At 43.6% G+C, this 23,847-nt stretch carries 29 protein-coding genes and 1 pseudogene; 16 read left to right on the top strand and 14 right to left on the bottom strand.

Annotation, left to right across the window (positions count from 1 at the left end; all coding sequences use genetic code 11):
• The first annotated feature begins 380 nt into the window (after nucleotides 1–380).
• Nucleotides 381–854 carry a GTPase RsgA gene (gene rsgA, locus Psfp_RS10265; RefSeq protein ID WP_243120579.1) on the top strand — a complete coding sequence of 158 codons (474 nt, stop codon included), beginning with the start codon at nucleotides 381–383 and terminating at the stop codon, nucleotides 852–854.
• A 90-nt stretch (nucleotides 855–944) separates the two neighbouring features.
• The gene (locus Psfp_RS10260; protein WP_243120578.1) at nucleotides 945–1,646 is read left to right on the top strand and encodes a methyltransferase domain-containing protein; all 702 of its coding nucleotides are present in this window, start codon (nucleotides 945–947) and stop codon (nucleotides 1,644–1,646) included.
• A 409-nt stretch (nucleotides 1,647–2,055) separates the two neighbouring features.
• On the opposite strand, the gene Psfp_RS10255 is transcribed toward Psfp_RS10260, so the two are convergent.
• The 5 genes from Psfp_RS10255 to Psfp_RS10235 all read right to left on the bottom strand — a co-directional run bounded on the left by Psfp_RS10255 (nucleotide 2,056) and on the right by Psfp_RS10235 (nucleotide 7,848).
• Nucleotides 2,056–2,793, bottom strand: a complete 738-nt coding sequence (locus tag Psfp_RS10255; RefSeq protein ID WP_134218444.1) for a hypothetical protein — start codon at nucleotides 2,791–2,793, stop codon at nucleotides 2,056–2,058.
• Between the two features lie 273 nt (nucleotides 2,794–3,066).
• Nucleotides 3,067–4,383 carry a PD40 domain-containing protein gene (locus tag Psfp_RS10250; protein WP_134218443.1) on the bottom strand — a complete coding sequence of 439 codons (1,317 nt, stop codon included), beginning with the start codon at nucleotides 4,381–4,383 and terminating at the stop codon, nucleotides 3,067–3,069.
• 75 nt (nucleotides 4,384–4,458) lie between these two features.
• Nucleotides 4,459–5,115 (bottom strand): hypothetical protein, encoded by a 657-nt coding sequence (locus Psfp_RS10245; protein WP_134218442.1) that lies wholly within the window; start codon nucleotides 5,113–5,115, stop codon nucleotides 4,459–4,461.
• A 1,212-nt stretch (nucleotides 5,116–6,327) separates the two neighbouring features.
• Nucleotides 6,328–7,086, bottom strand: coding sequence for an ATP-binding protein (locus Psfp_RS10240; RefSeq protein WP_348981133.1), 759 nt, complete (start codon nucleotides 7,084–7,086; stop codon nucleotides 6,328–6,330).
• Complete coding sequence (locus tag Psfp_RS10235; RefSeq protein WP_134218441.1) at nucleotides 7,087–7,848, bottom strand: hypothetical protein; 762 nt, start codon at nucleotides 7,846–7,848, stop codon at nucleotides 7,087–7,089.
• Nucleotides 7,849–8,051: 203 nt separating this feature from the next.
• Here Psfp_RS10235 and Psfp_RS10230 point away from each other — a divergent pair, with 203 nt between their 5' ends.
• The 3 genes from Psfp_RS10230 to Psfp_RS10220 are packed head-to-tail and all read left to right on the top strand — an operon-like array spanning nucleotide 8,052 to nucleotide 11,633.
• Nucleotides 8,052–9,629 (top strand): tyrosine-type recombinase/integrase, encoded by a 1,578-nt coding sequence (locus Psfp_RS10230; RefSeq protein ID WP_134218440.1) that lies wholly within the window; start codon nucleotides 8,052–8,054, stop codon nucleotides 9,627–9,629.
• A complete protein-coding gene (locus tag Psfp_RS10225; protein WP_134218439.1) occupies nucleotides 9,629–10,606 on the top strand; it encodes a tyrosine-type recombinase/integrase in 978 nt (325 codons plus the stop codon). Before Psfp_RS10230 ends, Psfp_RS10225 begins: the two co-directional genes overlap by 1 nt.
• Nucleotides 10,593–11,633, top strand: a complete 1,041-nt coding sequence (locus tag Psfp_RS10220) for a tyrosine-type recombinase/integrase (RefSeq protein ID WP_134218438.1) — start codon at nucleotides 10,593–10,595, stop codon at nucleotides 11,631–11,633. Before Psfp_RS10225 ends, Psfp_RS10220 begins: the two co-directional genes overlap by 14 nt.
• Here Psfp_RS10220 and istA read toward each other — a convergent pair.
• Nucleotides 11,625–12,467, bottom strand: a complete 843-nt coding sequence (gene istA / locus Psfp_RS10215) for an IS21 family transposase (RefSeq protein WP_134218437.1) — start codon at nucleotides 12,465–12,467, stop codon at nucleotides 11,625–11,627. The two genes, Psfp_RS10220 and istA, sit on opposite strands and share 9 nt — an antisense overlap.
• A gap of 120 nt (nucleotides 12,468–12,587) precedes the next feature.
• On the opposite strand from istA, the gene Psfp_RS10210 reads away from it, so the two are divergent.
• Nucleotides 12,588–13,220 (top strand): hypothetical protein, encoded by a 633-nt coding sequence (locus Psfp_RS10210; protein ID WP_134218436.1) that lies wholly within the window; start codon nucleotides 12,588–12,590, stop codon nucleotides 13,218–13,220.
• Between the two features lie 231 nt (nucleotides 13,221–13,451).
• A complete protein-coding gene (locus Psfp_RS10205; RefSeq protein ID WP_134218435.1) occupies nucleotides 13,452–14,045 on the top strand; it encodes a hypothetical protein in 594 nt (197 codons plus the stop codon).
• A 79-nt stretch (nucleotides 14,046–14,124) separates the two neighbouring features.
• On the opposite strand, the gene Psfp_RS10200 is transcribed toward Psfp_RS10205, so the two are convergent.
• Nucleotides 14,125–14,895, bottom strand: coding sequence for a hypothetical protein (locus Psfp_RS10200; protein ID WP_134218434.1), 771 nt, complete (start codon nucleotides 14,893–14,895; stop codon nucleotides 14,125–14,127).
• A 119-nt stretch (nucleotides 14,896–15,014) separates the two neighbouring features.
• Nucleotides 15,015–15,398, bottom strand: a complete 384-nt coding sequence (locus Psfp_RS10195; protein ID WP_134218433.1) for a sigma-70 family RNA polymerase sigma factor — start codon at nucleotides 15,396–15,398, stop codon at nucleotides 15,015–15,017.
• A 289-nt stretch (nucleotides 15,399–15,687) separates the two neighbouring features.
• Between Psfp_RS10195 and Psfp_RS22235 the strand changes: the two are divergent.
• The 3 genes and pseudogenes from Psfp_RS22235 to Psfp_RS10180 form a co-directional block, all read left to right on the top strand.
• Nucleotides 15,688–15,816, top strand: a pseudogene (locus Psfp_RS22235) (helix-turn-helix domain-containing protein); the annotation flags it as partial.
• 218 nt (nucleotides 15,817–16,034) lie between these two features.
• Entirely contained in the window at nucleotides 16,035–16,610 is a 576-nt protein-coding gene (locus tag Psfp_RS10185) for an RNA polymerase sigma factor (RefSeq protein WP_134218432.1), read from the top strand.
• The gene (locus tag Psfp_RS10180) at nucleotides 16,583–17,704 is read left to right on the top strand and encodes a DUF4179 domain-containing protein (RefSeq protein ID WP_134218431.1); all 1,122 of its coding nucleotides are present in this window, start codon (nucleotides 16,583–16,585) and stop codon (nucleotides 17,702–17,704) included. The genes Psfp_RS10185 and Psfp_RS10180 overlap by 28 nt, the downstream gene beginning before the upstream one ends.
• Nucleotides 17,705–17,879: 175 nt before the next feature.
• Here the strand turns inward: Psfp_RS10180 and Psfp_RS10175 are convergent, their stop codons facing one another.
• Together Psfp_RS10175 and Psfp_RS10170 are read right to left on the bottom strand one after the other, a co-directional pair.
• The gene (locus Psfp_RS10175) at nucleotides 17,880–18,185 is read right to left on the bottom strand and encodes a hypothetical protein (RefSeq protein ID WP_134218430.1); all 306 of its coding nucleotides are present in this window, start codon (nucleotides 18,183–18,185) and stop codon (nucleotides 17,880–17,882) included.
• A 156-nt stretch (nucleotides 18,186–18,341) separates the two neighbouring features.
• Entirely contained in the window at nucleotides 18,342–18,731 is a 390-nt protein-coding gene (locus tag Psfp_RS10170; protein WP_134218429.1) for a phage holin family protein, read from the bottom strand.
• A gap of 203 nt (nucleotides 18,732–18,934) precedes the next feature.
• Between Psfp_RS10170 and tnpA the strand changes: the two genes are divergently transcribed.
• Entirely contained in the window at nucleotides 18,935–19,375 is a 441-nt protein-coding gene (gene tnpA / locus Psfp_RS10165; protein WP_134218428.1) for an IS200/IS605 family transposase, read from the top strand.
• A 251-nt stretch (nucleotides 19,376–19,626) separates the two neighbouring features.
• Here tnpA and Psfp_RS10160 read toward each other — a convergent pair whose 3' ends face one another.
• Nucleotides 19,627–19,998: a sigma-70 family RNA polymerase sigma factor gene (locus Psfp_RS10160; protein ID WP_134218427.1), complete on the bottom strand. Its 372-nt coding sequence runs from the start codon at nucleotides 19,996–19,998 to the stop codon at nucleotides 19,627–19,629.
• Between the two features lie 154 nt (nucleotides 19,999–20,152).
• Complete coding sequence (locus Psfp_RS10155) at nucleotides 20,153–20,410, bottom strand: helix-turn-helix domain-containing protein (RefSeq protein ID WP_134218426.1); 258 nt, start codon at nucleotides 20,408–20,410, stop codon at nucleotides 20,153–20,155.
• 263 nt (nucleotides 20,411–20,673) lie between these two features.
• Here Psfp_RS10155 and Psfp_RS10150 point away from each other — a divergent pair, with 263 nt between their 5' ends.
• The 3 genes from Psfp_RS10150 to Psfp_RS10140 all read left to right on the top strand — a co-directional run bounded on the left by Psfp_RS10150 (nucleotide 20,674) and on the right by Psfp_RS10140 (nucleotide 22,525).
• Nucleotides 20,674–21,237: a sigma-70 family RNA polymerase sigma factor gene (locus Psfp_RS10150; protein WP_134218450.1), complete on the top strand. Its 564-nt coding sequence runs from the start codon at nucleotides 20,674–20,676 to the stop codon at nucleotides 21,235–21,237.
• Nucleotides 21,230–21,994: a DUF4367 domain-containing protein gene (locus Psfp_RS10145; protein ID WP_134218425.1), complete on the top strand. Its 765-nt coding sequence runs from the start codon at nucleotides 21,230–21,232 to the stop codon at nucleotides 21,992–21,994. Before Psfp_RS10150 ends, Psfp_RS10145 begins: the two co-directional genes overlap by 8 nt.
• 96 nt (nucleotides 21,995–22,090) lie before the next feature.
• Complete coding sequence (locus Psfp_RS10140; RefSeq protein ID WP_134218424.1) at nucleotides 22,091–22,525, top strand: hypothetical protein; 435 nt, start codon at nucleotides 22,091–22,093, stop codon at nucleotides 22,523–22,525.
• Nucleotides 22,526–22,611: 86 nt separating this feature from the next.
• Here the strand turns inward: Psfp_RS10140 and Psfp_RS10135 are convergent, their stop codons facing one another.
• Complete coding sequence (locus Psfp_RS10135) at nucleotides 22,612–22,893, bottom strand: hypothetical protein (RefSeq protein WP_134218423.1); 282 nt, start codon at nucleotides 22,891–22,893, stop codon at nucleotides 22,612–22,614.
• 53 nt (nucleotides 22,894–22,946) lie between these two features.
• Nucleotides 22,947–23,153 carry a hypothetical protein gene (locus Psfp_RS21300; RefSeq protein ID WP_153189517.1) on the bottom strand — a complete coding sequence of 69 codons (207 nt, stop codon included), beginning with the start codon at nucleotides 23,151–23,153 and terminating at the stop codon, nucleotides 22,947–22,949.
• Between Psfp_RS21300 and Psfp_RS10130 the strand changes: the two genes are divergently transcribed.
• Nucleotides 23,134–23,586: a sigma-70 family RNA polymerase sigma factor gene (locus tag Psfp_RS10130; protein WP_134218422.1), complete on the top strand. Its 453-nt coding sequence runs from the start codon at nucleotides 23,134–23,136 to the stop codon at nucleotides 23,584–23,586. The genes Psfp_RS21300 and Psfp_RS10130 overlap by 20 nt on opposite strands.
• Nucleotides 23,561–23,803 carry a helix-turn-helix domain-containing protein gene (locus Psfp_RS10125; RefSeq protein ID WP_134218421.1) on the top strand — a complete coding sequence of 81 codons (243 nt, stop codon included), beginning with the start codon at nucleotides 23,561–23,563 and terminating at the stop codon, nucleotides 23,801–23,803. Before Psfp_RS10130 ends, Psfp_RS10125 begins: the two co-directional genes overlap by 26 nt.
• Nucleotides 23,804–23,847 lie beyond the last annotated feature (44 nt).

Here is a 23,847-nt window from a genome sequence, read left to right as displayed (position 1 = left end):
GAAAAAAATTTTGACCACTACTAAGAAATAAAAAAATTACTCACTTTTTTAAAATACAAAAAAGCTTGAACACCTTGCAAACACAGGGCTTTCAAGCTTTTTATATTTTTTAACTGTCAAAGATGAGTTTATATTTCAAATAAAGAGGTGTGTTGATGTCGGTCGTCCGATAAGGTAATCATTTGTATCACAGAAGCGGGATTTTTAACCTGCTTATTTTGTGTACCCAAATGCCTTGCGGAATGATCGAAGAAGTGTTTATCCGACACCTTCTTTTCTTTGGTTTGTAGCGCAGTGGGTAACTGCGCTTTTTTTATTGTCGCAATGGTATACGGGACACTCTCACTTTGCGAAAGGATTTGGAACCATTGACTACCAATTTGAAAAACTATGGACTAAACGAGAGATTTGAACAGGAAGCCACAATGTATGCAGACCTGTTTGTTGCGCGAGTTACCGAGCAACACCGTGATTTATACAGAGTTATCTGCGAACAAGGCGAAATCGGCGCGAGCGTTTCTGGAAAGTTAGCCTACCACGCAGACAATCAAACCAGTTTCCCCGCCGTTGGGGATTGGGTGATGATTGACCGAGTGAACGGAAGCACAGGCAACGCCGTTATCCATCATATTCTGCGCCGCCAAAGCGTTTTAGCGCGGCAAGCTGCCGGTACGGAAAATTCCGGACAGGTCATTGCGGGCCGACACACGACTACGCACCGGCAACTGTTTCTATTGCCGAGCGGCGGTATCGTCATTGATACGCCCGGTATGCGGGAGTTGCAGATTTATACGGGAAACCTGTCAAAGACCTTTGAGGATGTTTCTGTATCGTTTAGTAGGGAGCCTTTGTAAAAGAAGTAGGGTATAATCGAATTATGATTAAGAGATATAAGGTAAAAATTAGAAAGGAAGAATACCATGTATCCATTTACAAACCAGTTTATGTCCAATGATAAAAATGTTGAGTACATGAAAACCACAATGATGGGGCCAAATGCCATGCGGTTATCAGAAGAAATGACTTCATATCTGAATATCGAGCCTAATATGCGTGTGCTTGACTTAGGTTGCGGCTGTGGGCTTTCCACGCTCTTTTTGGTAGAGAAATGGGGCGTGAGCGTTTTCGCCGCTGACCTTTGGATTTCGCCGACGGAAAACTATGAGCGTTTCCAATCTATCGGGATTGATGATAAGGTCGTTCCGATTTCCGTGGATGCGACCAAAGGGCTGCCTTTCGCAAATGGATATTTTGACTTGTTGTTCACCGTAGGTGCTTACCATCATTTCGGTGATACGGAGCAAATGCTCCCGTCGCTCATTCCTTTTGTGAAAAAGGGCGGCTATATCGCCATCGCTATTCCCGGCATAAAGTATGAATTTGGGGAAAATGTCCCTGATGAAATGAAGCCGTTTTGGAATGATGAGGTGGCAAGGACTATTCATTCTCTTGATTGGTGGAAAGATTTGTGGAAGAAAGCAGAGGGCATAGAAATTGTGGACATTCGTGAAATGCTATGCTGTAAACAGTCGTGGGATGAATGGCATACCAGCTATTGGCAAGGTATCGAGGAAGATATAAAAATGAGGGAAGCGGAAAACGGAAAGTATTATAATCTTATTCAAATGATTGCTAAAGTAATCTAACCTTAATCACCAAGACGCAGAAAATAAGCATTACTGCGTAGTCAGCCTTAGCACCAATAGATGAAGTAACATCGGGCCAAATTGGCCTGATGTACCGGGATAAAAACAGAATAGTAACATACCCACCGCCCCAACGAAAATAAAAAAAACCGTTGTTGCGGCGGCTGAATAGCTTTGCCCAAAATAGTATAACGTAGCCAAACGGCGGTTTTGAAATAAAGTCAAAGCCGCCGTGTTTCTTTGTCTTCGACACAGTGCGACATGCGACAGGGGACGGTTCTTGCTTGTCGCATTATTGATATGGTATGATCAGGAAAAAATAAAGGGATGTAATACCAAGGTACGCAAGAAGACAAAGCAAAAGTGGAGTATAACACATAATGCTCAGGTAATAAGATATTCCAACGTCCTACTCAATATTTTCACGTCGGCTATGTTTTTTTGAGATTATATTGAACAATAATACCAATATTATCGCTCCTGTAATACCATAAGCTATATATTGGGTATAATTTGTTTTTAAAGTTGTCGAAAGCTCATTTGGAGTATTATTGTCAATAGCAGCCAAATTCTCAGTACCTCCCGTGCCTTGATAAATTACGGCTCTCTTTTGTGTGTTATCTTCACCGGTTTCAATCCTGTACACTGTGTTAGTCTGTCCGTCGAAGGCAAACTCCGTATATTTTCCACCACTGTTTATGAAATCCTTAATCATGGCGGACTGCATGCCGTTATATGCTTCAACCGAAAGCGTTTTGTAATCGGTACTGTCCGCTTTGAAAAGCCCCCACGCAATGCTGTATTTATCACCTTTTTTGTTTAAAGAGGTGACAACACTGTCACCAACACCAAGCTTTGACAAGATGCCCGGCTGAATGACTTCATTAAATTGCTTTACACTGTCGCTTGTCAGCTTTACAACCTCAGGACGGAGCTGTTTTTTCTTGGCATTGACGTTTAAATCCCTTGCGCTGACAATATAGTCTACCGCTTGTATAACTATAGTTTCATTACTAAGTTCCGTAATTTTACCGATAATTAATGTATCGTGGTCGTTATGCGTAAAGCGATATTCGGCATCGGCCGCATAAGCTGAGGGTACAACTATAATGCAAAATGCAAATAACAGCACGACTATTTTTCTCACTGTTATCAATCCTTTCCGATCCGATTAGATTGCTTTACAAGATTATACCATTTAGTGCATGCTTTTCAGCAACGCCTAATTATGTGCAGCAAATGTTGCTCACTGCTTACGTTTTGTTTTTATTAAATTTCATAACCTTTCCTTTACGCAACAAAAACAAAAAATAGCAATTATAGTACGTTAATAGAACAAAAATGATAACTTTGTCCGTAGCTCAATAATATACGTGCTTAATTGTAAGTGGGCGGATGGCGCTGAACAAGAACGATTCGATTACTGCCTATACAAGGCTAAAATATTAGACCAGGAAACATAACCATAATAGCCTTGAGAGTTGGGAGCATCGGGAAAAGGCCCAACGAGTTTCACCGGGCTTTCACCATTGATATTGACCAACCAGATGGAATTATCCTTCAGGTAAATAATATGAGATCCATCGCGGGACCAAAGCGGGCGGCTGATTCCTGTTCCGGCCTCATTTATCTGTCGGGTATTTTTACCATCGGCGTCCGCGACCCAAAGGGTTCGTGTCTGCTCCCAGACGGTGAATCCCTCGGTGTTTTTAATATCTTTCCGTTCAACAGCCTCCACGTATGCGATGTTTTTCCCGTCGGGGGACCAATCCGGATCAAGAGATACTGTGTTGGGTCTCTGAGGTAAATCAGTGTTTTTCCCTGTTTTTACATCGCATACTACAAGCGACTTGTTCTGCCAAATCTCCCGCCCGGTACCCTTAACGGCAAGAAGTTCGCTTCCATCGGGCGACCAGGACAGCCACTCCGGATGTTTTAAGGAAGTTGTAAGCAGCCGTGGTTCTCCGCCAGTTAGCGGCAAACTGTAGAGTCCCGTTCCATCGGACATGATCGAAGCCGAATGATGAGGGGCTATCCGGAAAAGTAACCCTTTATGATCAGGCCACCATCCTGCAAAATGTATTCCGGCTTCTTTGGCGAAATATAATTGAACCGGCTCCCCACCTTCTAACGGAACGTACAGGGCATCGCTACGTTTTTCTGGATATTTGTCATCATAGGGCAATGTTTTCACATAAGCCATGGTTTTGCCGTCCGGTGACAAAAAACCCGGATAATCGTTAACTTTACGAGGGGTTTCGCCTGGGCGGACCATATATAATCCCTGTCCTTCGGGTTTAACAACAAGCACATCAGAAGTTGGCAACCAGGAGATTCCATTTGAATTATTAACCGGCGATGATAAACCGGTGACTTCATGCGACTTGCTTCCGTCAGTGCTGACGATCAAGAGTTTACCGTCGTTCATCTGGTTATCACTGTAACGAATGTATGCCAACCATTGTCCGTCAGGGGACCACTTTGGCCACCTGACCTGACCGGCATCGTTTTGCTTTGTGAGGGTGCATTTATCCCCGTCCAGGACATAAAGAAGGCCGTTCCAAACAAATGCCAGCCGCCCCTGACCCCTAAACGCATCGATGTTGACTTGAGGTAAATTGGAATCATCCTGCTGAATGGGATTAACCGGAACTGCTTTTGATTTACTGCAACCCACCAAAATTAATAAGGTGGTTATCAGCAAAAAAACAACTGTTGTTTTAATGGTTCTCTTCATTTATATTTTCTTCCTTTCTCTCAATTAAGCACTTTAACCTTCTGATTATCATTATTTTAAACATCTTAACAAACCTTAAATATTCGATAATTCTATACGGATAACATGCTCATTTTGTAAATTAGCCCTTAGTGTGGGATAATAATAGAAATCGTTTGAGTTTTCTATACTGAACTTATTAGCTCCATTAATCCAAATATCTCGATAATTATCAGGATCGTGAATCTTACTCCCATTGACAGAATCGTAATTGTCTACAATCTTTTCAATAGAATCCCCGATCCCAATTCCTTTATTAGTATGGAGCGTAGAAGGTACTGAAACCAGTACATCAACTACACCCTGAATAGGTTCAAACTCATTCTTTCTATAGAATGATACAAATAAACCCAACTCCTCATAGTTCCATCCATGAATCCATCCATGAAATGGCGTTGAATGAAACTGTTCTTTCTTGGTTGGCTCACCATAGAGCTTAAATACTTGTTCTTGTGAATCGCCAATATGTATACCGGCAAGCGACACATTTTCTTTTGTCAAAGGCCCTGGGCCTGCTTCGCTACTATTATTAACAATGTGGATTTTTTCTTCTATAGGGTTGGTTTGTATGCTTGGTATTGGAGCAGGAGGGGTAGTAAATTTAGCTTCCTTGTTAACCGAATAATAAACGCCACCTCCAATAATGAGCGCCGAGACAATAGCAATTATGATTCCCTTATTGAGTTGTATCATTTTGCCAAAAACCTCTTTTTATTTCTAACTCCCAAAAGCCATCATACCCTCATTTTTGGTTCATTGGATAGAACTTACCATAACGAGGGAAATTCTTCAATAGGTAATCGTTTACAATGATAAACACCAGTGGAAAGACATAAAGCCCTGCTGCTGGCTGAGCATCAGCCGGTCGACGTTTAGCTTGGAGCTTTTTTCCGAACCTACAAGGAATTCGACGACCGGCAGATCGACACGGCAAGAGCAGTTGCATTTATTATGTGCGATAAGCTGCCGGAAGATGGAGAACCCTTAAAAAATCTATCGTTACACCAAGGGGGAAGTCTATCCATTCGGTGAACTCAGGGAAGGGGCATGATGAACCCTGCGGGAACCTCTCACTTAAAAATTTTTTAACGGTAGAGAAAGAACAACAATCTATCTCTAAACTTTAGCGTAAAGGGGATCACCTCCGCCGTATCAGGTATATGTAGATAATCCACAGGCTTTTTGGTGGTCCAGTCGTTTTTGCTGCTTCCTTCAGGTGCCGCTTTTAAAATCATCGTATGTTAATCGTATGCCCACGTTTTGCCGTAATTGTCGCTTGTCAATAAATTGTTCCAACGACATCGCTCGCACCGTCTTTACTCAGCAGTATGGGAAAAAGCCCGTTGGCTCCGGTCAAAAACCGGGGAAAGGGGTATCTTGCTATATGCGTCGAATCTTTCTGGCGGCTTTATATAAAACTTTGTCCAGGATTGCCCCCCGTCCAGCATATGGCGGGCTGGAAGTCAGTGTCATATCTGAAGCTCAGGAACCCGATTGAAAAAGCGTAAAGAAGTGTAATGAAAGTGTTGCAAAATATCTTAAGAATTGTCTTATACATTATATAGGGAAATATTTCTCTTCTGAATCCTGTAAATGCTCACAGAAAAATCAAGAGCTGGATAAGTATGATTTGGCTGATTTTTGCAATATTGCTTTGAAAAAACCTAATCTTGTCTAAGGGAGGTGCTGTCTATGCTTGAAGTTTGCTGATTTTTACTGATGCTGTTTATTGGTTAACTTTTTTATATCTTTTAAACCAAATGCATATTTCGTCCCGAGTGAGCCACTCGTGCGGAGGTGAGTGAGCCACTCGTGCGTGGCAAAATGAGCCGCCGTCACGGTGACCGGTTAGCCACCTTGTGGGAATATGCGGGGGAGGTTAATCCCCCACACCCCTGTGTTTTCTTAAAGATTGTTCTGCCGTTCCAGGGCGAACCGTTCACGCATGGAGATTTTCCCATCTATGAAAATTGTATGGGAATTATGGATTATCCTGTCCAGCACGGCCTCGGCAATAGCCCCCTCGCCGATCTGCGCCCGCCATCCGGCCGGCGAGTATTGAGAGACGAATATAGTCGAGCAGGTCTGGTGCCTTGCCTCAATGATTTCGAGCAGGTTCTGCGCCTCAACGTCTTTCAGCGGCGAGAGGAGCCACTCGTCAATGACCAACAAGGCCACCTTCTTGTAAGCCTTCATCGTTTTTCGGAAAGTTCCCTCGCCCCGGGAGATAGCAAGCTCGTCCAGCAAATCCGGAAGCCGAACGCACCTTGTGGTATACAACCCGCGGCAGGCTGCGACAGCGAACGCGTTTCCCATGAACGACTTGCCCGCGCCTGTTGCACCAAGAATGATGATATTCCTCTTTTCAGCGATGTAGTTGTTCGTCGCCAGCCTCAATATCTGGGACTTGTCCAGCTTCCTATCCACGTCATAGCGGGTATTCTCAATACAGGCGTTACTATCCTGTATACAGGCGTTCTTCAGGAGCCGGGTAAGCTGGTTGTTTTTGCGGCGACTCCATTCTATGTCCACAAGGAGCCCGAAGCGTTCTTCAAAAGACATCTCGTTGTACTGAGGGTCGCTGAGCTGTTCCGTAAACGCACGGGCCATGGCTGTTATACGCATCTCATTGAGCTTATTGACGGTGGTCATGTCCAGCATCATTTATCCCCTCCGATCATAATAATCCGCGCCTCTTGTGAAGCTGTATTCAACAGAGGGTGTTTTTCTGACAGGCTCGTCGGAGAGCTTGTCCTGGCCATTGGCCAGAATCGTCTGGATGTTTTTGAAGCTGGGAGTGGAGGTGTAGAACAGGGCTTTTTTGCAGGCGGCCTCAAGTCGGATCACGGAATATTTGTCGCCGAGCTTTAAAAGTGCCATGCACGTCTTGTATCCCTGTTGAGGTACCTTGTGGTATGACAGCAAGTGCTTTATGACCACGGTCGTATTTTCGCCGATGCGTTCAGCCCACGAGACAAAACGCTCGGAAGTCCACTCCACATATTTCTGCTGGTTTTCAGGCATGTGCTCACTGACGGTGCTGTATTGATTAGAGCGTCCGTGCAGCCTTGGGTGGGAACATATCCTGTTGCCGCCATAGAAAACCTCTATCGTGCTCTTTGTCATCCGCACTTCGGCTTTTTGCTTTATATACTCAAAGGGAACGGAATAATTCTGCTTGTCCACGGAGATATGGCTGTTGAACATAACAGCAGCAATCTTCCACGATGCCAGCTCATAGGGCGTTGCCGGTAATGGGAGCAGATAGTCTTTTTCATTTTCGAGGAATTCACTTTTGCGGCTGCCCTGTTTTTTCTGAAAAGGCTTGTTGTTGAATTCCCGCAGTTTCTCCCGCATCGCCTGATTGAGTTCGTGCAGGGAAAAGAATGTCTGTTTTCTCAGCGCCGCGATGACCCATGTGGACACATTGCCGACAGCAGCCTCAACAGAGCTTTTATGCTTTTTATCATAAATTTATGATAAAAAGCATTATCTTCAAAACCGCATTATCTTCAAAATCAGCAGAACTGCTTAAGCATACAGCCGGTCAATAGCATGAAATTAAAGATAATAATCCATATAGAGTTATCCTTTAGACAGCCTGACACAGGCCAGAAGGAGGATAACATATGACAAAACTGGAAACTGTCATCAATACCATTTTGAAGCGGTTGAAATCTGAACTTGCTAATGAAACTTGGGAGTCCAGACGTCGCTACTTCAACCAGATGGTAAAGTGTGCTAAATTGCTTGGCATTACGGAACCATGCGCTAAGTTGTATGATGCATTCATTACAGATGACAATGGTTCGCCGGAACGCCATGCACTGCATGTTCGCTGCGTAAGACTGGTTGACGCATTAGCATGTACACAAGCCCGAGATGAACACGGCATACCATTCAACGAACCACCCATGCCGGATGCTGCAGAAGTCCATGAGTTTTTTCAGGGCCGGGAGTTCCCGAGAGCAGCAGACGTGCGTATTGATCACCTCATTGTCAAGGCTGAGATTGAAATGAGATACCTTAATCTCACGGATTCTACTATCGGGCAATACAAGCATTCCTGGATGGACATACGGCGCTATTTTTATGATGCTGGTGTCTCTGGATATGATGAAACATTGATGAAATACTTCATCCAAGAAATAAACAACCTGCGTAATAAAGGATCCATGAAGGAATGGAAGTGGAAAATTAACCGTAAGGCGGCACATGTCTTGATAGAAGTTGCAAATACAGGTCGCTTCCTTTGGAGAAGGATCAGCCGAGATGCCAGCTGCAACAGCTTGGAGGCAGAATCCATTCGTTCACAGTACCTTGAGTCGCTGGAGCAGCGCAACCTCAGCAGATCCACAATCGACCTGCACGATTATGTATTCCGAAAAACCGTGGAGTTCACTGGGATAGAAACACCGAAAGATTTACTGTCTCTTTCACCCGAAAAGATTCATCTTGTCATTACAAAATTTGCAGGCATCTGCAATAGACGAAGCATGGCAACCATACTTCCAATCCTGCGTTCACTGTTGGTATTCTTTCATGCAGCCGGCCTGATCAGAAAGGATTTGTCCGGCATTGTAATGGGAGGCTTTGTACAGCGGGGCTCGGTTGCCGCATATATTTCTGAAAAAGATCAGGCAAAACTGGTTGCACAACTGGCTAAAGAGTCTAAACGCACAAAAGCAGTAATCCTTCTTGCTATGCATCTGGGATTGCGTGATTGTGATATCTGCAATCTCACTTTTCAGGGGATTGACTGGCGGAATGATAAAATCAGGCTGATCCAGAAAAAGACTGGCGGGCCTCTCGTACTGCCATTGCTCCCGGATGTAGGCAACGCACTGATGGATTACATTCTGAATGAGAGACCGAAACGAGCCGACCATTACCCATATATATTTTTACGGAAACAGGCACCTTACAATAAACTGACTTCTGTTTACTCAACCTGTTCCAGACTGCTTGGCTACCTGGGGATTAAGCCGGTAAACGGTACTGCTACGGGCGTGCACCTTTTTCGGTATTCCATGGTACATAAACTTCTGGCTGCTAAAGTACCTCACCAGGTCATTACCGATGCACTTGGACACACCTCAAAGGAATCTGACAAGCCTTATCTGTCCATGGAGGAATCCATGCTCCGGATGTGCGCGCTGAATCTGTCCGTGATAGGCAGGGTTTCATGGAGGGGAGGTGCTTCTTGATGACTGATTATACATTTAAAAGTCTCCTTGGTACCTGCATTAAAGACTTTATCAGCCAGAAACGAGCATCGGGTTATCCTTACCAGTCTTCAGCCCGAATACTGTATCACTTTGATTTACTTGCGGCTGAGAAGTTCCCTGGAGAAAGCACAATCACACGGGAAATGTGCTCTGCCTGGATCCAGTCAAAGCCTGGAGAGCATCCAAACGGCCTTTTAAGGAGGGTTACTCCGGTAAGGCAGTTTGGTAAATACATGAAAGGGCTTGGATACGATGTTTATGTCATTCCCGGTCACATCCCGGATAGGCAGGTTAAGTATGAGGCCCATATTTATACGACCGCCGAGTTGAAATCCTTTTTCAATGCCATTGACCACTGCCCTCCTTCACCGTTTTCTCCGACCAGGAGGTATGTCATACCGGTCATTTTCCGCATGCTGTACTGCTGCGGGTTGCGATCCTCGGAAGCACGCCTGCTGAAAAAAGAGGATGTTGACCTTGAAACAGGAAAGATATCAGTCCGGGAATCCAAAGGCTGGAAAGCCAGGATCGTATACATGAGCGAAGATCTGCAGGAAGTATGCAGAGAGTATGATTCTATCATGAAATCCATGTTTCCAGACAGACAGGTGTTTTTCCCCAACAAAAACGGAAACTGTTTTAATAAATCAATACTTGACTACTGGTTTCATGAGTTCTGGGATAAACTGCCTGAATCTGGTGCAATTACAGGAAATCCAGCAAGAGTTCATGACTTCCGGCATGGGTACGCGGTTCACCGACTGAATCAGTGGGTAAAGGAAGGTCAGGAGATAAACGCCCTTTATCCTTACTTGAGCGAATATATGGGGCACTCCAACTATGCTGATACGGATTATTATCTTTCCCTTGTGGAAGATTTTTACCCTGAAATGGAAAAACGGCTTTCTTCAGTGAATGATGCCATCCTGCCGGAGGTGCATCATGAAGCGGAATGAAATGCATTTTTACCAGTTGCTGCGCGACTTTCTGACCGATTATCTCATAACAAAAAGGAACTTCAGCGACAAGACAGCCAGAGCTTACCGGCAATCATTAAATCTTCTGCGGAATTATCTGCGTGAGGGAAAAAGCATCAGCTTTGATCGGATGGACTTTTTCTGTTTTTCAAGGAGCGGCATTTATGATTTCCTGATGTGGCTTAAGAACACCCAGAAGAATTCCGCTCAGACACTTAACTTGAGGCTGTCAGCCATTAAATCCTTTCTGAAATACTGTAGTGAGGAAGACATGGAACTGATGCCGGTATATCTTGATGTTGCCAGCATCCACGCATTCAAGGGCGTTAAGCAGCCGTGCGTCGAGTATCTGACACAGGAACAGCTGAAACTTTTATTCTCATTGCCCGACATGACAACAAGGCTTGGCAGGCGTGACCGTTTTTTCATGATCTTTGCTTATGAAACGGGTGCGAGAATTCAGGAATTACTTGACTTACGGTTGAACTGTATCATCCGCGGCGATACCAGTGTACGGGTCAGAATCCATGGCAAAGGGAATAAAACAAGGTATGTCCCGCTTCTTGGATCAACGGTAAAGCACCTGAATTCCTATCTTGCAGGATTTCATAAAAGCAATTCTATGGATGCTTTCCTGTTCTACACCATACATGATTCACAAAAAACACAGATGCAACCTGGAACAGTCGATTATTTCCTTAAGAAATATGGAAAACGCGCACATGAAGCCGATACTGCTTTTCCGGAAGGTCTGCATGCACATATGTTCAGGCACAGCATTGCAATGGCGATGCATAAAAAAGGGATTCCTATCTCTTACATAAGAGACTTCCTTGGCCACAGCAGTATTGAAACAACGAGTGTTTATTCCTATTCTGACGAAGAAACCATCACAAAGGCATTAGAGTCTGTTGATCTTGAAGGAACCATTGGTAAGACAGTTGCAAAACAGAAAAATTGGAAGGGCAAGGAGCAGTATCTGCTTGAGTACTGCGGATTAAGCTGATTTATTATCTTCAAAATACAGCGGTACTGCCTTGCAATTGAAGGTAGTCCTGCCGTATTTTGAAGATAATGCGGTTTTGAAGATAATCCCGCGGTTTTCTGACTCGGGCAGGGATAACTCTGCGGTACCATAGTGCTCGGACAGCTCCTGATACGTTCTGTTGATGACCACTTCGCTTTTGGATACGCGGTCAACGCCGGTGCGGAGGTTGTCACAGACCAATATCCTTGTGACGCCGCCGAAGTACTTGTAGGCGTTGACGTGGGCAGATACCCAGACTTCCTGATCCTGCTTGAGAAACGCTTCGGCATAAGCGTACTGACTGTACGGCAGCACAGCGACAAAGATATACGCAGGCAGTTCTTTGCCAACGGTGCTGTCAGTGACTGTTGCCGTATCGCCTGCCCAATCGACTTCCATGATCTCGCCGGGCTTGCGGTCAATATGCATGGTGGCCTTGTTCTTCCGGATGTACTCGCGGTAGTAGTGGCAGAACTGTGTGTACATGAACGGTACTTCGCCGCACTGCCTGCACTCCGCGCAGTACTCCGTCCACAAAAGGCTGAGCGTTACCCCGTTTCTGGCAAGTTCCTTATGGACGCATGCATAATCCGGCATCCGCCGGTTTGATGGGGTCAGGGGCTTTTTCGGATAGAATAATTCCCCCAGTTTCTCATCGGTAAATTCTTTTGGCAAAGGGGCAGTGAGGTTATGCTCATAGGCTTTCTCAATTGCCCTTGCCACGGTGTTTCTGGAGCAGTTGCAGCTTGCCGCAATGCTCCGCTGGCTGATTCCCTGGCTGTGGAGCCTCAGGATCTCCCGGTATGGCGTCATGTGATGACCTCCTCAGAATGAATTTGTGCTGTGCACATGAATCCATTCTAAGGCATGCCATTTCAGCCCGAAATATGGTAAGATGCTGATGACAGCCCTGAGGGAGGAAACGATCAGAGTATGAGAAGGCCGAAACTGATACATCCAAGGAAACTGGTAATTCCGGATAACTTCGAGCCGCGTCTGCCTAATGATTATGACGAAACGTTCCCAAATGGCTATTTCCACTTTAACATTGAGCAACTTCTTCCATATGTGGCTGAGCACAAAAATGAGTTGCTGCAAGTCTCTGTTGCCGTATCTGATTGGCGTAAGGAGAACGGCCCTGATGATGAGTACGTAGAACTGGCGGATTTGACACAGCCCATTATACTTGCTGAGATCGCCCCTGACAGACTTGAATTTTATCCTGACATCGACCCTGTGGACTGGATAGCACGGGGCTATAACCTTATTGACGGCCATCATCGCCTTGAGAAAGCGTACCGGCATGGCGTGGAGCAACTCCCGGCCTACATACTCCCCATGGAGCACCACGTCGGCTTCATCTTCAGGGGATACAAGGAGTATGCCAACTACTGGAACGGCAAATTGCTCGACTACGAGGGCGACATGAAGCGTCGCCAGCGCATTGCCGAATTGGCCTCAGAAATGTTGCATGCCGATGGCTCATCTGGTTCCGTGACAGTGGCTCATTCTCTACCGAGCCCCTGGCTCACTCAACTCCGTACGCATGGCTCCCATCACTCATAATATTCACCAAATCCATCGTAAATTAATAATGACATGTATGTGAAAAGTAATTTATTTGTTTGATTAAGTGTGTAATTAATGTACATTAATTACACCTGAACAGCAGCTATGTTTGGTTGTTCCAGGCTATTTCAACCAATGCAAAATTCCATTTTTGTTTGACTTTGGAGAATAACATGTCTAAAATAATTTGACGAAAGTAAGTGAAACCAAAAGGAGACGTCTATATTAATGAGTAAGTCAGGTAAATGGAAATCCATTATTCTACTATTCTTTTTTACAGCTTCCATATTGATTGGCGCTTCTGGTTGTTCAAGTAATATAAAAACAAGCAGTACCGAACCAGCAAAAAGCGACTCATTAAATGAACTTAATTCTTCATATGTTAATTTTACAAGATATGCAAGGTCGGATACTTGGCAAAAAAATAAGCTTCAATGGTTACCTGATATCGATAAAAATCTTTGGCAATCTTGGTATGATCAAAACTATTTTATTATAACAGGAAATAGTCAAGGGACTAAAATTTGTGAGGCAATAGGTATGGAAAGATTTAAATCTAAGGAGGATAACGCGTATTTTGATGTTTCTGAATCTGTTATGATGCTTACTTTATATAGTAACATTAATTCAATAAAAACTGATGAAAATAATATACTTGTTACGATAGAACCAAAAAGTGCAGGGTACGATACTGTGGTTATTCTACGTACAGAAATGTCTCGTCTTCCGCACGATATAAATACTGAAGGGGTTGAAATTTATAATTATATTTATACAAATGGCAAAGGTGACATTTTACACAAAGAAAGAGTATATTTATAGCTCTAAAAAAAATTAGAAGAGGGATAATAAATAACAAGCGCCACAAATATTTGTGGCGCTTGTTATTTATTATCCCTCTTTAGGGAGTTGAGATAGTAACATTACCGCCACCAGGATATCCTAATGCCTGACTAACTCCCCCATAAGATAAATCAACTGTGCCGGAAGGAGCAGTATCATTACAACGAGCTATAATACTTTTGCTACCATACGTCACTTTTACCCATCTGTTTCTTGGTATAATATTTAGATCTGCTGCAATAGTTAAATCACATGTATGGAAAATTTCCCCATTGCTAGTCATGGGATTCATAACTAATTCCCCCGCGCCATAGTGAGTTGCCGCTACAGATCGATTTCCAGAATAGTTCCCTGTAGGAAACACAAGTTGTCTGGAAGATTTAACCTGAGTTCCAAGGCAATTTAAGTCGCTGCTAGATAAAGCAGCACGGATATTTCTCGCCCAAGTAAGAGCTAAGGCTGCCTGAGTTGTGCCATATGAAGTAGCATCATTCGTTGTTGCAGTACAAATAAGGTTTACTGACCTACTATAAAGATTCTCATTAATAGGTGGATGATTATCCTCATAAAAATATGTTGTTCCACCACCTCTTCTAACTTGAGCTGACAATACCACATAATCTCCTGACCATCCAGGAGTAATGAAATCCAAGTCCCTATCTGAATCAGAGAAAACATCATCATTTAATCGGGTAGCAGCTAACTGCGCTCTATAGCCAGTATAATACCCCCCAGCGCCAACCCTAAAAGTTATTACAAGAACACCGTTAACATAGACATATCCGTAACCAGTACTCTCATTATATGCCCAATCCGCTGAATTAGCCATGCGAATCCCTCCTGAAAAATTTAATCTTTTGTTGCACCCAAATCCCAGGAAAGAGTAAAATAAAAATAGCATACTCCCTGTCTTCGGGTGCGGGACGATTGCTTGTCCTGGATAAGGCTCTACTTGCCGGTGGGCTTGTCCAGGACAAAATGTTTTTTCAACTTGTTTAACGCTCGCTCTTTCATCTGATGCACCGCTGGTTGTGACATCCCAAATCTTATAGCCGCCTCGTTCTCCGGTCGCCCTTCCAGGACTGTTGCCGTAATGACTTTTTGTTGCTGTGGCGTCAGCAGCGAGAGCGCTTCCTGAAGAAATACCGAATCTTCCACTTCCAAAAGGACATCATTGGTAGTAGCTATGGTATCAAGCATCTCTGTCACCTCATCTTCTGCATCCTGACTAATAAGGTCGTTGAGGATGAGTAATTCATGTTCCCGCAACCGCTTGTGTTTCTTTGCCAGTCTTATGGCTTCGTGACGCAGGCCGGTTATAAACCAAGCCATTATCCTGGCTTCCTCAAGGTCATTGTTGCAGGTGCTAGGTGTAGGGAATCATCATGGTCCACCTCCGTTAAATTTATCTATTTCGCCCTCTACTAAATAAAGAGAAAATAGGGGGTCATTTTAATAACCCCCTATCTCAGAAAGTTTTTATTTATTTTTTCTCATCCTCATTTAGCTTGGCTGAGAAACATTTCTCCAATTCATCTCTTCCCACATGGTGTTCGGCTGGTAACGGTGAATTGTTTCCACGATCCATGTTGTTAGATCCGAATGGGCTTCGTCGTAACCCAAGCTGAAGCTGTCCCGCAGTACGGTCAAGCGGGCGATTGCCGACCTTGTGAAAAGCGGCCAGATTCGCAAGGAGCAAAGGTGGCGGGAAAACGGCGGCAAGAGCAGTTGCATGTATTATCTCCGGTAACTACCGAGAGAAAGAGAGCACTGAAAGAAATTGATTGTTGTACCAAGGGAAATCCGCTCATTTTGTGAATCAGGGGAGGTTCATTGTTTTTGCTCCCTGACTCATTGTTCAAGTTCGTCATTTGCATACACAAGGAATAATCAAATAAAAAAAATTAAATTGCATCCTACTATTTCTTCATTTCTAACGTCTATTCTTATAGAAAGGGAGTGAACCGAGTGGATGTACCAGAGGAAATTATCCAGCGCGTATGCCATAAAGATGAGCGAGCGTACGAGGAATTATTCCGGCTTGCCTGGGATCAGGCTGTTCGAACCTGCTGGCTGATTCTCAGGCATCAACACGATGCGGAGGAGGCCGCCCAGGATGCGTTTATAAAACTTTATGTACACCGGCAACACCTGAAAGATGTACGGGCGTTTCGTAACTGGTTCTACCGAATCTTGGTAAATACTGCATTGGACAAAGTGCGCAAACGGAAAACCGTTATAGACATTGACGAGATTCGTATTTCCAACCAGAACAACGATATTTTGCAAGCTGAGCGCCGAATGCTCATTGACGAGGCCATGAGGCATCTCTCATATGGCGAGAGAACCGCCGTTGTCCTCGTACATTTTATTGGATATACGGAGGCCGAGGCTGCCGAGGTTGCCGGATGGAAACTGGGAAAGCTCAAATATCGCCTGAATCGTGCACGACGTGTTCTCGCCCGGGAGATAAATGAGGAAGTAAAAAACGGGGTTGACAAAGAGGGGGGTTCAGTATGTCTGACATATTCCGCAAGGCGTTAATGGAAGATGCCGCCCGTATAAATGTATCTCAAATGACATGGAAACAAGTAAAACAGGGCCACAGACGCACACGTGGAAAGGCGGCCTGGCAACGTCGGCCGCTCGTTTATGGGGTCGCCGCAATATTAGTACTTATGGTGATTGGCGTTTCAGGATTCGTTTCACCTGTAATGGCTAAGATGTTGCAAAAAGTACCGATTATTGGTGAGTTATACTCGTTTAATAACTTAAAACTCGATCAATATGCATCATATGTTAATTCATCGGCAACTGACAAGGGAATTACCGTTTCTATACCAAAAGTCTATTACGATGGCATGCGGTTGGATATAATCTATGCCATTCAGGTGCCGGAAGGGTACGAACCGGCTTTAGAATCTCCACAGATTACTACCCCCGTTTACATCCCTGATAGTGTTCAACTGAATGGTACACCGCTTTCTGGTTTTAAAATTGAAAGCGCCGGGACGGATGATTCATTGGTATCGACAAATATGTACCGCGGTGAGCTTTATTATTTCCTGGCGTCTGATCAGATACCCCAGAACGCTATGTTGACGATTACTATTAACCAGGTTGGTACAGTAGAAGGAAACTGGACGTTATCTGTTCCGGTTTCTGGTACTGAGATAAATGAGGCTATTGAAACTGTATTTCCAGAGAACTCAAGCGCTACCTACGATGGAATTACGCTCACCGCCAATAAGGTAAGCAAAGGGCTGGTATATACCGACATTTCGATGCAATTACGCCAGACGTTACAGGCAAATGGCAAACCAAAAGGCACTATGACTCTTGACAATTCTTTTGGTGTGCCAACGGATTTTAATATTCAATACTCTTTTGGTGTACCAATGCTTTTTAATGTTCTCGACATAAATCACCAATTCATGGAGAGCACAGACATTCACCACCAACATTTTCAAGAGGTCGGGAATGAAAAAATTTGGGACTTTACAATTCATTGCATAACCCCATCAAACAACGTAGAGTCCATTGTTATTGAACCTGTTTTACTCATTCTCCACGAAGAAGGTGTAACAGGTAACTGTCCAGATATACCGCAACTGGCGGTTACTGTTCCACTCAATTGAATATTTCTCGATTAACGTTTCCGGCAGTACTTGAATTAGCCGATGACCACAAGGAATGTCATTATGCTTGGATGTATGTTAGACATAATAAATGATTTAGTGTGGTTTTGGGGAGTCACAGAAGCGGCCCGTTCACCACAGGTGAACAGGCCGCTTTCTGGGATGCCACGCCGATTTAACTGGTTTGGATGGTGACAGTACCTCTTACCCACTCAGAAACACTTCTCATAAGTAGTCGATAATTTGCACCGATCATGTCCGTAAATACGGTAGACGGGTTACTTGAAGTCACTGAATGAGGATCGGTAGCATGTCCAGTATACGGGTTATACAATACTAATCCAAGTGTCCAGTTCGATACGTCGCTTTGGGCATTTGAAATGACTACCGACACGTCACCATCATCCACATAAAACGTAGAGCTAGCAGATGGTTTTGTATCAGTCGGATATGCATAGAAAGAATACTGATATTGAGCCAATGTAAAACCTCCTTTCTATATGTTTTGTTTGGCCGGCCGGCTAGAGGATAGCTTGTTTTGCCCCTCTACTATATAAAGAGAAAATAGGGGGTCTTTTTAATAACTCCCTATTGGAAAAAATTTTTTTATTTTTCTTTTTGTTTCCTCCATTTACTATTAATCGGTTTTACTAAGCTGCAAAAGTATATCCTTGAGTTTTTGCGGGAGCGGAAGTCCTATCTTAGTTGCATTTTCAAGTATACTAATACCTTCATTAGAAAGGTAAAACATGATTAGCATTGTCCTAAGTGAGCTGCCCGATCCAATTATGTATTGATCGATAATATTTCCTAAACCGATTAAGACAAATAGCATTACTTTTTTGGAAATTCCTTTGAATCCAATTTCACTTGATAATTTTTTTTCAAGAATAGCCAATAGTACACCTGAAACATAATCGATAGTTACAAAAGCAATAAGTGCATATAATAGAGAATTTATTTCACCAAAATACCAACCTATAACACCACTAGATAAAACTAAAAATTTTTTCAAATTTATAAGCATTCCGTTATTTACACTCCATTTTCGTTTGATATTTTTTGTTAAAGTTATATTAATGAAAAAGTAGATGATCGCTTTTATAACCTAAAGAATTAATGTCTGTATAATGGGGTTAAATCCCTCGGCTTCCAGCCGACACCTTTAGGTCAACCCGGAATAGAATCATCACTTCTAGCAAAAGGAATACTTAAGCTAGAGGTGAGAGTATGCAAAACTATAGAAAATCATCACATGTAACGTATGATATCAAGGTCCACTTGGTCTGGATAACAAAATATCGAAAACCGGTATTGGGTGGAAAAATAGCAGAGAGGGCAAGGGAACTCATTAGGCTCGTAGCTAAAAATAACGAGGTTGAGATATTGGCGGGGCACGTATCAAAAGATCATGTGTACTTATTGGTATCAGTGCCACCGCATCTATCAGTGAGCAAGCTTGTGCAATATATAAAAGGGTATAGCTCAAGGAAATTGCTGATGGAATACAAGGAACTAAACAAACAGTTCTGGGGACAACACTTGTGGGCGAGAGGATATTTTGCAGCAAGCAGCGGAAATGTCACCGATGAAGTAATTATGGAGTATATAAAGACCCAGGATATAGAAGAAAACCAAAAAGCAGATAATTTTACGCTAGGAGATTTTTAAGCCGCTTTAGCGGCCATTACCAACCAACCTGCTTCAGCAGGTTGTGGTTGAGTTAATTATTTTTAGAAGATAGCCATTATTCTTTATTCAATACTTAGAAGCCGCAGAATTTATCTGCGGCTCCACCATTACTAATCACATTAAGTAAATCTCCAATATACATTAGAGATTGATCCTGACGCCCCAAGTGCAGACATCATGGCCGAGTTGAGGTTAATAATGGCTCCGTTGATATAATATGGATCTTGACTTTAATTGTCCTCAATAAAATGCCGTCTTAGCTTTTTTAACGCACGTTCTTTCATCTGATGCACCGCCGGTTGTGACATTCCAAATCTTATAGCCGCCTCGTTCTCCGGTCGTTCTTCCAGGGCTGTTGCCGTAATGATTTTTTGCTGCTGGGGTGTCAGCAGTGAGAGTGCTTCCCGAAGAAATACAGAATCCTCCACTTCCAAAAAGACATCATTGCTAGAAGCTATGGTATCGATCATCTCCGTCACCTCATCTTCAGCATCCTGACTGATTGGGTCGTTAAGGATAAGTAGTTCATGTTCCCGCAACCGCTTGTGTTTCTTTGCCAGTCTGATGGCTTCGCGACGCAGGCCGGTCATAAACCAAGCCATTATCCGGGCTTCCTCAAGATCATTGTCATAGGCGCTAGGTGTCGGGAATCACACTTGTCCGCCTCCTTTCGGCCTGTCTATTTCTCCCCTCTACTATGTAAAGAGAAAATAGGAGGTCATTTTAATAACCCCCTATCATAGGAAATTTTTTTATTTATTTTTTCTCATTCTCATCCAGTTTGGCGGAGAAACATTTCTCCAACTCATCTCTTCCCCACATTGTGTTCGGCTGGTAACGCTGAATTGCTTCCACGATCCATGCTGTTAGATCCGAATGGGCTTCGTCGTAACCCAATCGGCGGCTATGTTTCCTCACAAGAGGAGCAAGACGGCAAACCAATTGCGCTGTGGCCTCGGCATCACCGCTTTTTGCCTTAATGATCAGTTCCCTTAGTTTCGGCTCAGACTTCAATCTTCTCGCCTCCTTTAGAAATAAAAAGACCTACCAGCATTTATTAAAGGGCAGGCCTTACCACCGGGAATATGCAACTGGGATTTACCTTTAAAAGTTTTTCTTACCATAAATAGACAATCTAAAAAGAATTTTGCAACAGTGATGCTAAAAATATTTTCATGCAATACTTTAGCGTATTTCAAAATGTCTTTATTTTTTTGCCGCCAATTCTCGTCTAAATGCCTGTATAATCATTAACAGAGGATGTGATTTGAGTGATCATGATGATAATCGCCGCAATGGCAGACGATGATGATAAGGCATTTATGCTGAGTTTATATAACGATTATTATGGTCTGGTGCGGAAGACCGTTTATAATATTACACATGATGCGGACAATGCGGAAGATTTGATTAACGATACTTTCATAAAATTAATTGAAAAGATATCTTTAATTCGAACTTTGGACAGTTACAAAACAGCCGCTTATGTTGTTTATACTTCCAGGAGCGTGGCAATAAACTTTATAAAACACCAAAGTGTACAGAAAAAGCATGCGTATTATGGAGAAGACATGGATCTGGCGGAAAAGGTTCCCAGCCTTGAAGACGCCATGGAAGACAGGATCATCCATCAGGAAGAGATTGAGGCGCTGGGGAATGCCATATTGAGGCTTCCGGAGAAGCAGAAAGATCTGTTGTATTTTAAGTACATATTGGGAATGGCTGATGCTGAAATAGCGGAAATTTTCGGAATAGCTCCCGACAGTGTCCGGCAATACTTGACAAGAGCCAGAAGAGAAGCCAAAAAGCTCATGGATATGGAGGTGAATAAGCATGCCTGATAACAGCCCGGAGCAAATTCGGAAAAGGCTTTATGAGGAATATGAAGACAGTCTGTTCAAATTAGTCATGCACGATGCCGCGGAAAAAGAAGGCAAGCTTTTTCTGGAAGAAAAAGAAAAGCTCAAAAATGACTTGGATTGTATGCCGTGTGATTCGGGATTGAAAAGGTTTAGCCAACAATTGGACGCTCACTTAAAAAAGCCAAAGGCTTATGCCAAAAGGCAACGCGTTTTGAAGGCATTAAATAGAGTTGCTCTTGCCATGCTGGCTGTTATTGTTATATTGTTTGCCAGCGTGGCGACCGTGCAGGCAGTTAGAGTCAGGGTGCTGAATTTTTTAATGGATATTCAGCAGGAATATACATCTTTTCAGCTGAAGGACAGCAGCAGCGGTTCGGAGGGTAACAGTGCAGCCATTAACTGGCACAAAGCTTATGTGCCGACCTATATACCGGACGGATATGAAGTCAGTGCTATTTCCAACAGCGAACCTTTAAAACGAATCGAATTTAAAAATCCGCAGGGGGTGCTTATCACTTATATAGAATTAAGCGAAGGCAACAAGCCTGCGTTGGACACGGAGGATGCCTCCGCCTTTGAACCAGTCAGCATCAACGGGCATGAGGGATCGCTTATTGTGAAAAACTCTCTAGTTACAGTGATCTGGGCCATGAATGACCGTATGTTCATGATTCGGGGACAGATGGAAAAGGATACTGCGGTTAAAATGGCCGAGGGAGTGAAATATATAGATTAACTAAAAAGATATTTCAAAAAATAGAAAAATATGTTGCAGAAAGCCTCCTTTGGTTGTCTTTCATAAATGAAAGATATTTTAAGGAGGTTTTTGTTTATGAAAAAATTCATCTGTATGTGGCTTCTTGTCCTAATGGCCGTGCTCTCTCCCGTTCCGGCTTACGCGGCTGATGGGACAGAAAACGCAGGGGCACAAGGAGTGATAACGCCTAAATTCACCTACATTTCGTTGTTAAGTCCGGGCCTATCAATCAATTCGTCAGGGAAAGCCACCTGCATAGGGCTTGCTTCAGCTTATGACAGTTCGCACACAACAATATTGACCGTCGAATTGCAAAAATACACCGGCAGCGGCTGGAGCACAATCAAGTCGTGGTCCGCGTCATCGACCGGGACCTCCGTTGCCGTTGTAGAAGAGAATTATTATGTTGTCCACGGCACCTATCGGGTATGCGCTACCGCTGAAGTTTATAACGCTTCCGGCGTTCTGTTGGAGAGAAAATCGTTATATTCTGACACGGTAATATATTGAATTGGGTTGCTATCATATCAATAGAACAGGGATATCAAGGATCTTCTAGTCTGGAGTATGAATGAGAAACGGCGATGAAATTATTGCTAAGAATTTTTGTTGGGAGTGGTTTTTTTTGCGGCACTACACTGGTTTACTTCTTGAAAGCTATAAAAAACCGTTGTTTCGGCGGTAATAATCATACGTATAAAATTCTCAATGCCAAACGGCGGTTTTAAAATAAAAATCAAGGCCGCCGTTTTCCTTTTTAAAAAATAGCATAGCGGAGGGTGTATTAAGTTCCCCTTTTTTAAGGATATGGCGGTGTTAGGAGGATGCCGCCGTGCTATATTTTTGCCGACATTATCTAACGCCATTTGACTGTTCAAAAAAAGCCTTATCTGAGATGGCCTTCTTACGGCCAACAAGGTATATGCACACATTACATAATAAAAGGTCTAAGTCTTTCTGCCCGATTGGATGTTTTCCAGTCGGGCTTTTTTGTGCCTTTTAGCCAAGCATCATCTGAAAAACGCAACAAACAGCCCTTGCCGGTTGGGATAGAGAGTGAAAGGGAAAAAGAGACGAGTTTTACTTCCTCCATTCGGAACAGGAAGGAGGTGAACTCTTTGGAGCGATCTTCTTCCAATAACAAGGGAAAAACTGTCCGGCATCAGTTTGACAGCTTTTGCAGGAAAGTCCTGAAAGGCGAAGCCAGCAATTACCGCAAGGCACTTGCACGGAGCTTGCAGTACGAAGTGAGCTTTTCCGAGCTGTCGGAAAAGGAGTTGAGACAGCTTTATGTTATGGATGAATATGCGACTGATTATTACTTGTTCCAAGCAATGGGCTACGATGTCGACGTCAAGGACGCATTGATAGGTGAAGCGTTGGAAGCTCTGCCCGAGAAAAAGCGCAACATTATCCTGCTGTCTTATTTCCTGGATATGTCGGATGCGGAAATCGGGGAACTGATGAACCTTGTGCGCACCACAATCTACCGTCATAGGACAAGCTCACTGCAACAAATCAAAAAGTATATGGAGGGAAAAGCCGATGGTGAAAACAAGTCCGAGCCGTAAAAATCCGCTGCCTTTTCCCGTCATTGCGGCGGCGGCAGGCGGCAACATCGACGCAATCAATGCCGTGCTGAAACACTACGAAGGGTATATAGCCGTGTTGTCCACCAGGAGAAGTTATGACCGGAACGGCATCCCTTTCCTGTGTGTGGATGAAGAATTGCGCCGCAGACTGGAAACCAAGCTCATTACAAAAATCCTTACATTCAAGGTAGCATAAGTCTTGCCCGCGCGGGAATGTGTCCCCTTTCCACCTTCCCGATT

Source organism: Pelotomaculum sp. FP (assembly GCF_004369245.1).
In the GTDB taxonomy this organism is placed as follows: Bacteria; Bacillota; Desulfotomaculia; order Desulfotomaculales; family Pelotomaculaceae; genus Pelotomaculum_C; species Pelotomaculum_C schinkii.
The sequence above is the reverse complement of the archived record's forward strand: the minus strand, read 5'-3'. Positions and strand labels throughout refer to the sequence as shown.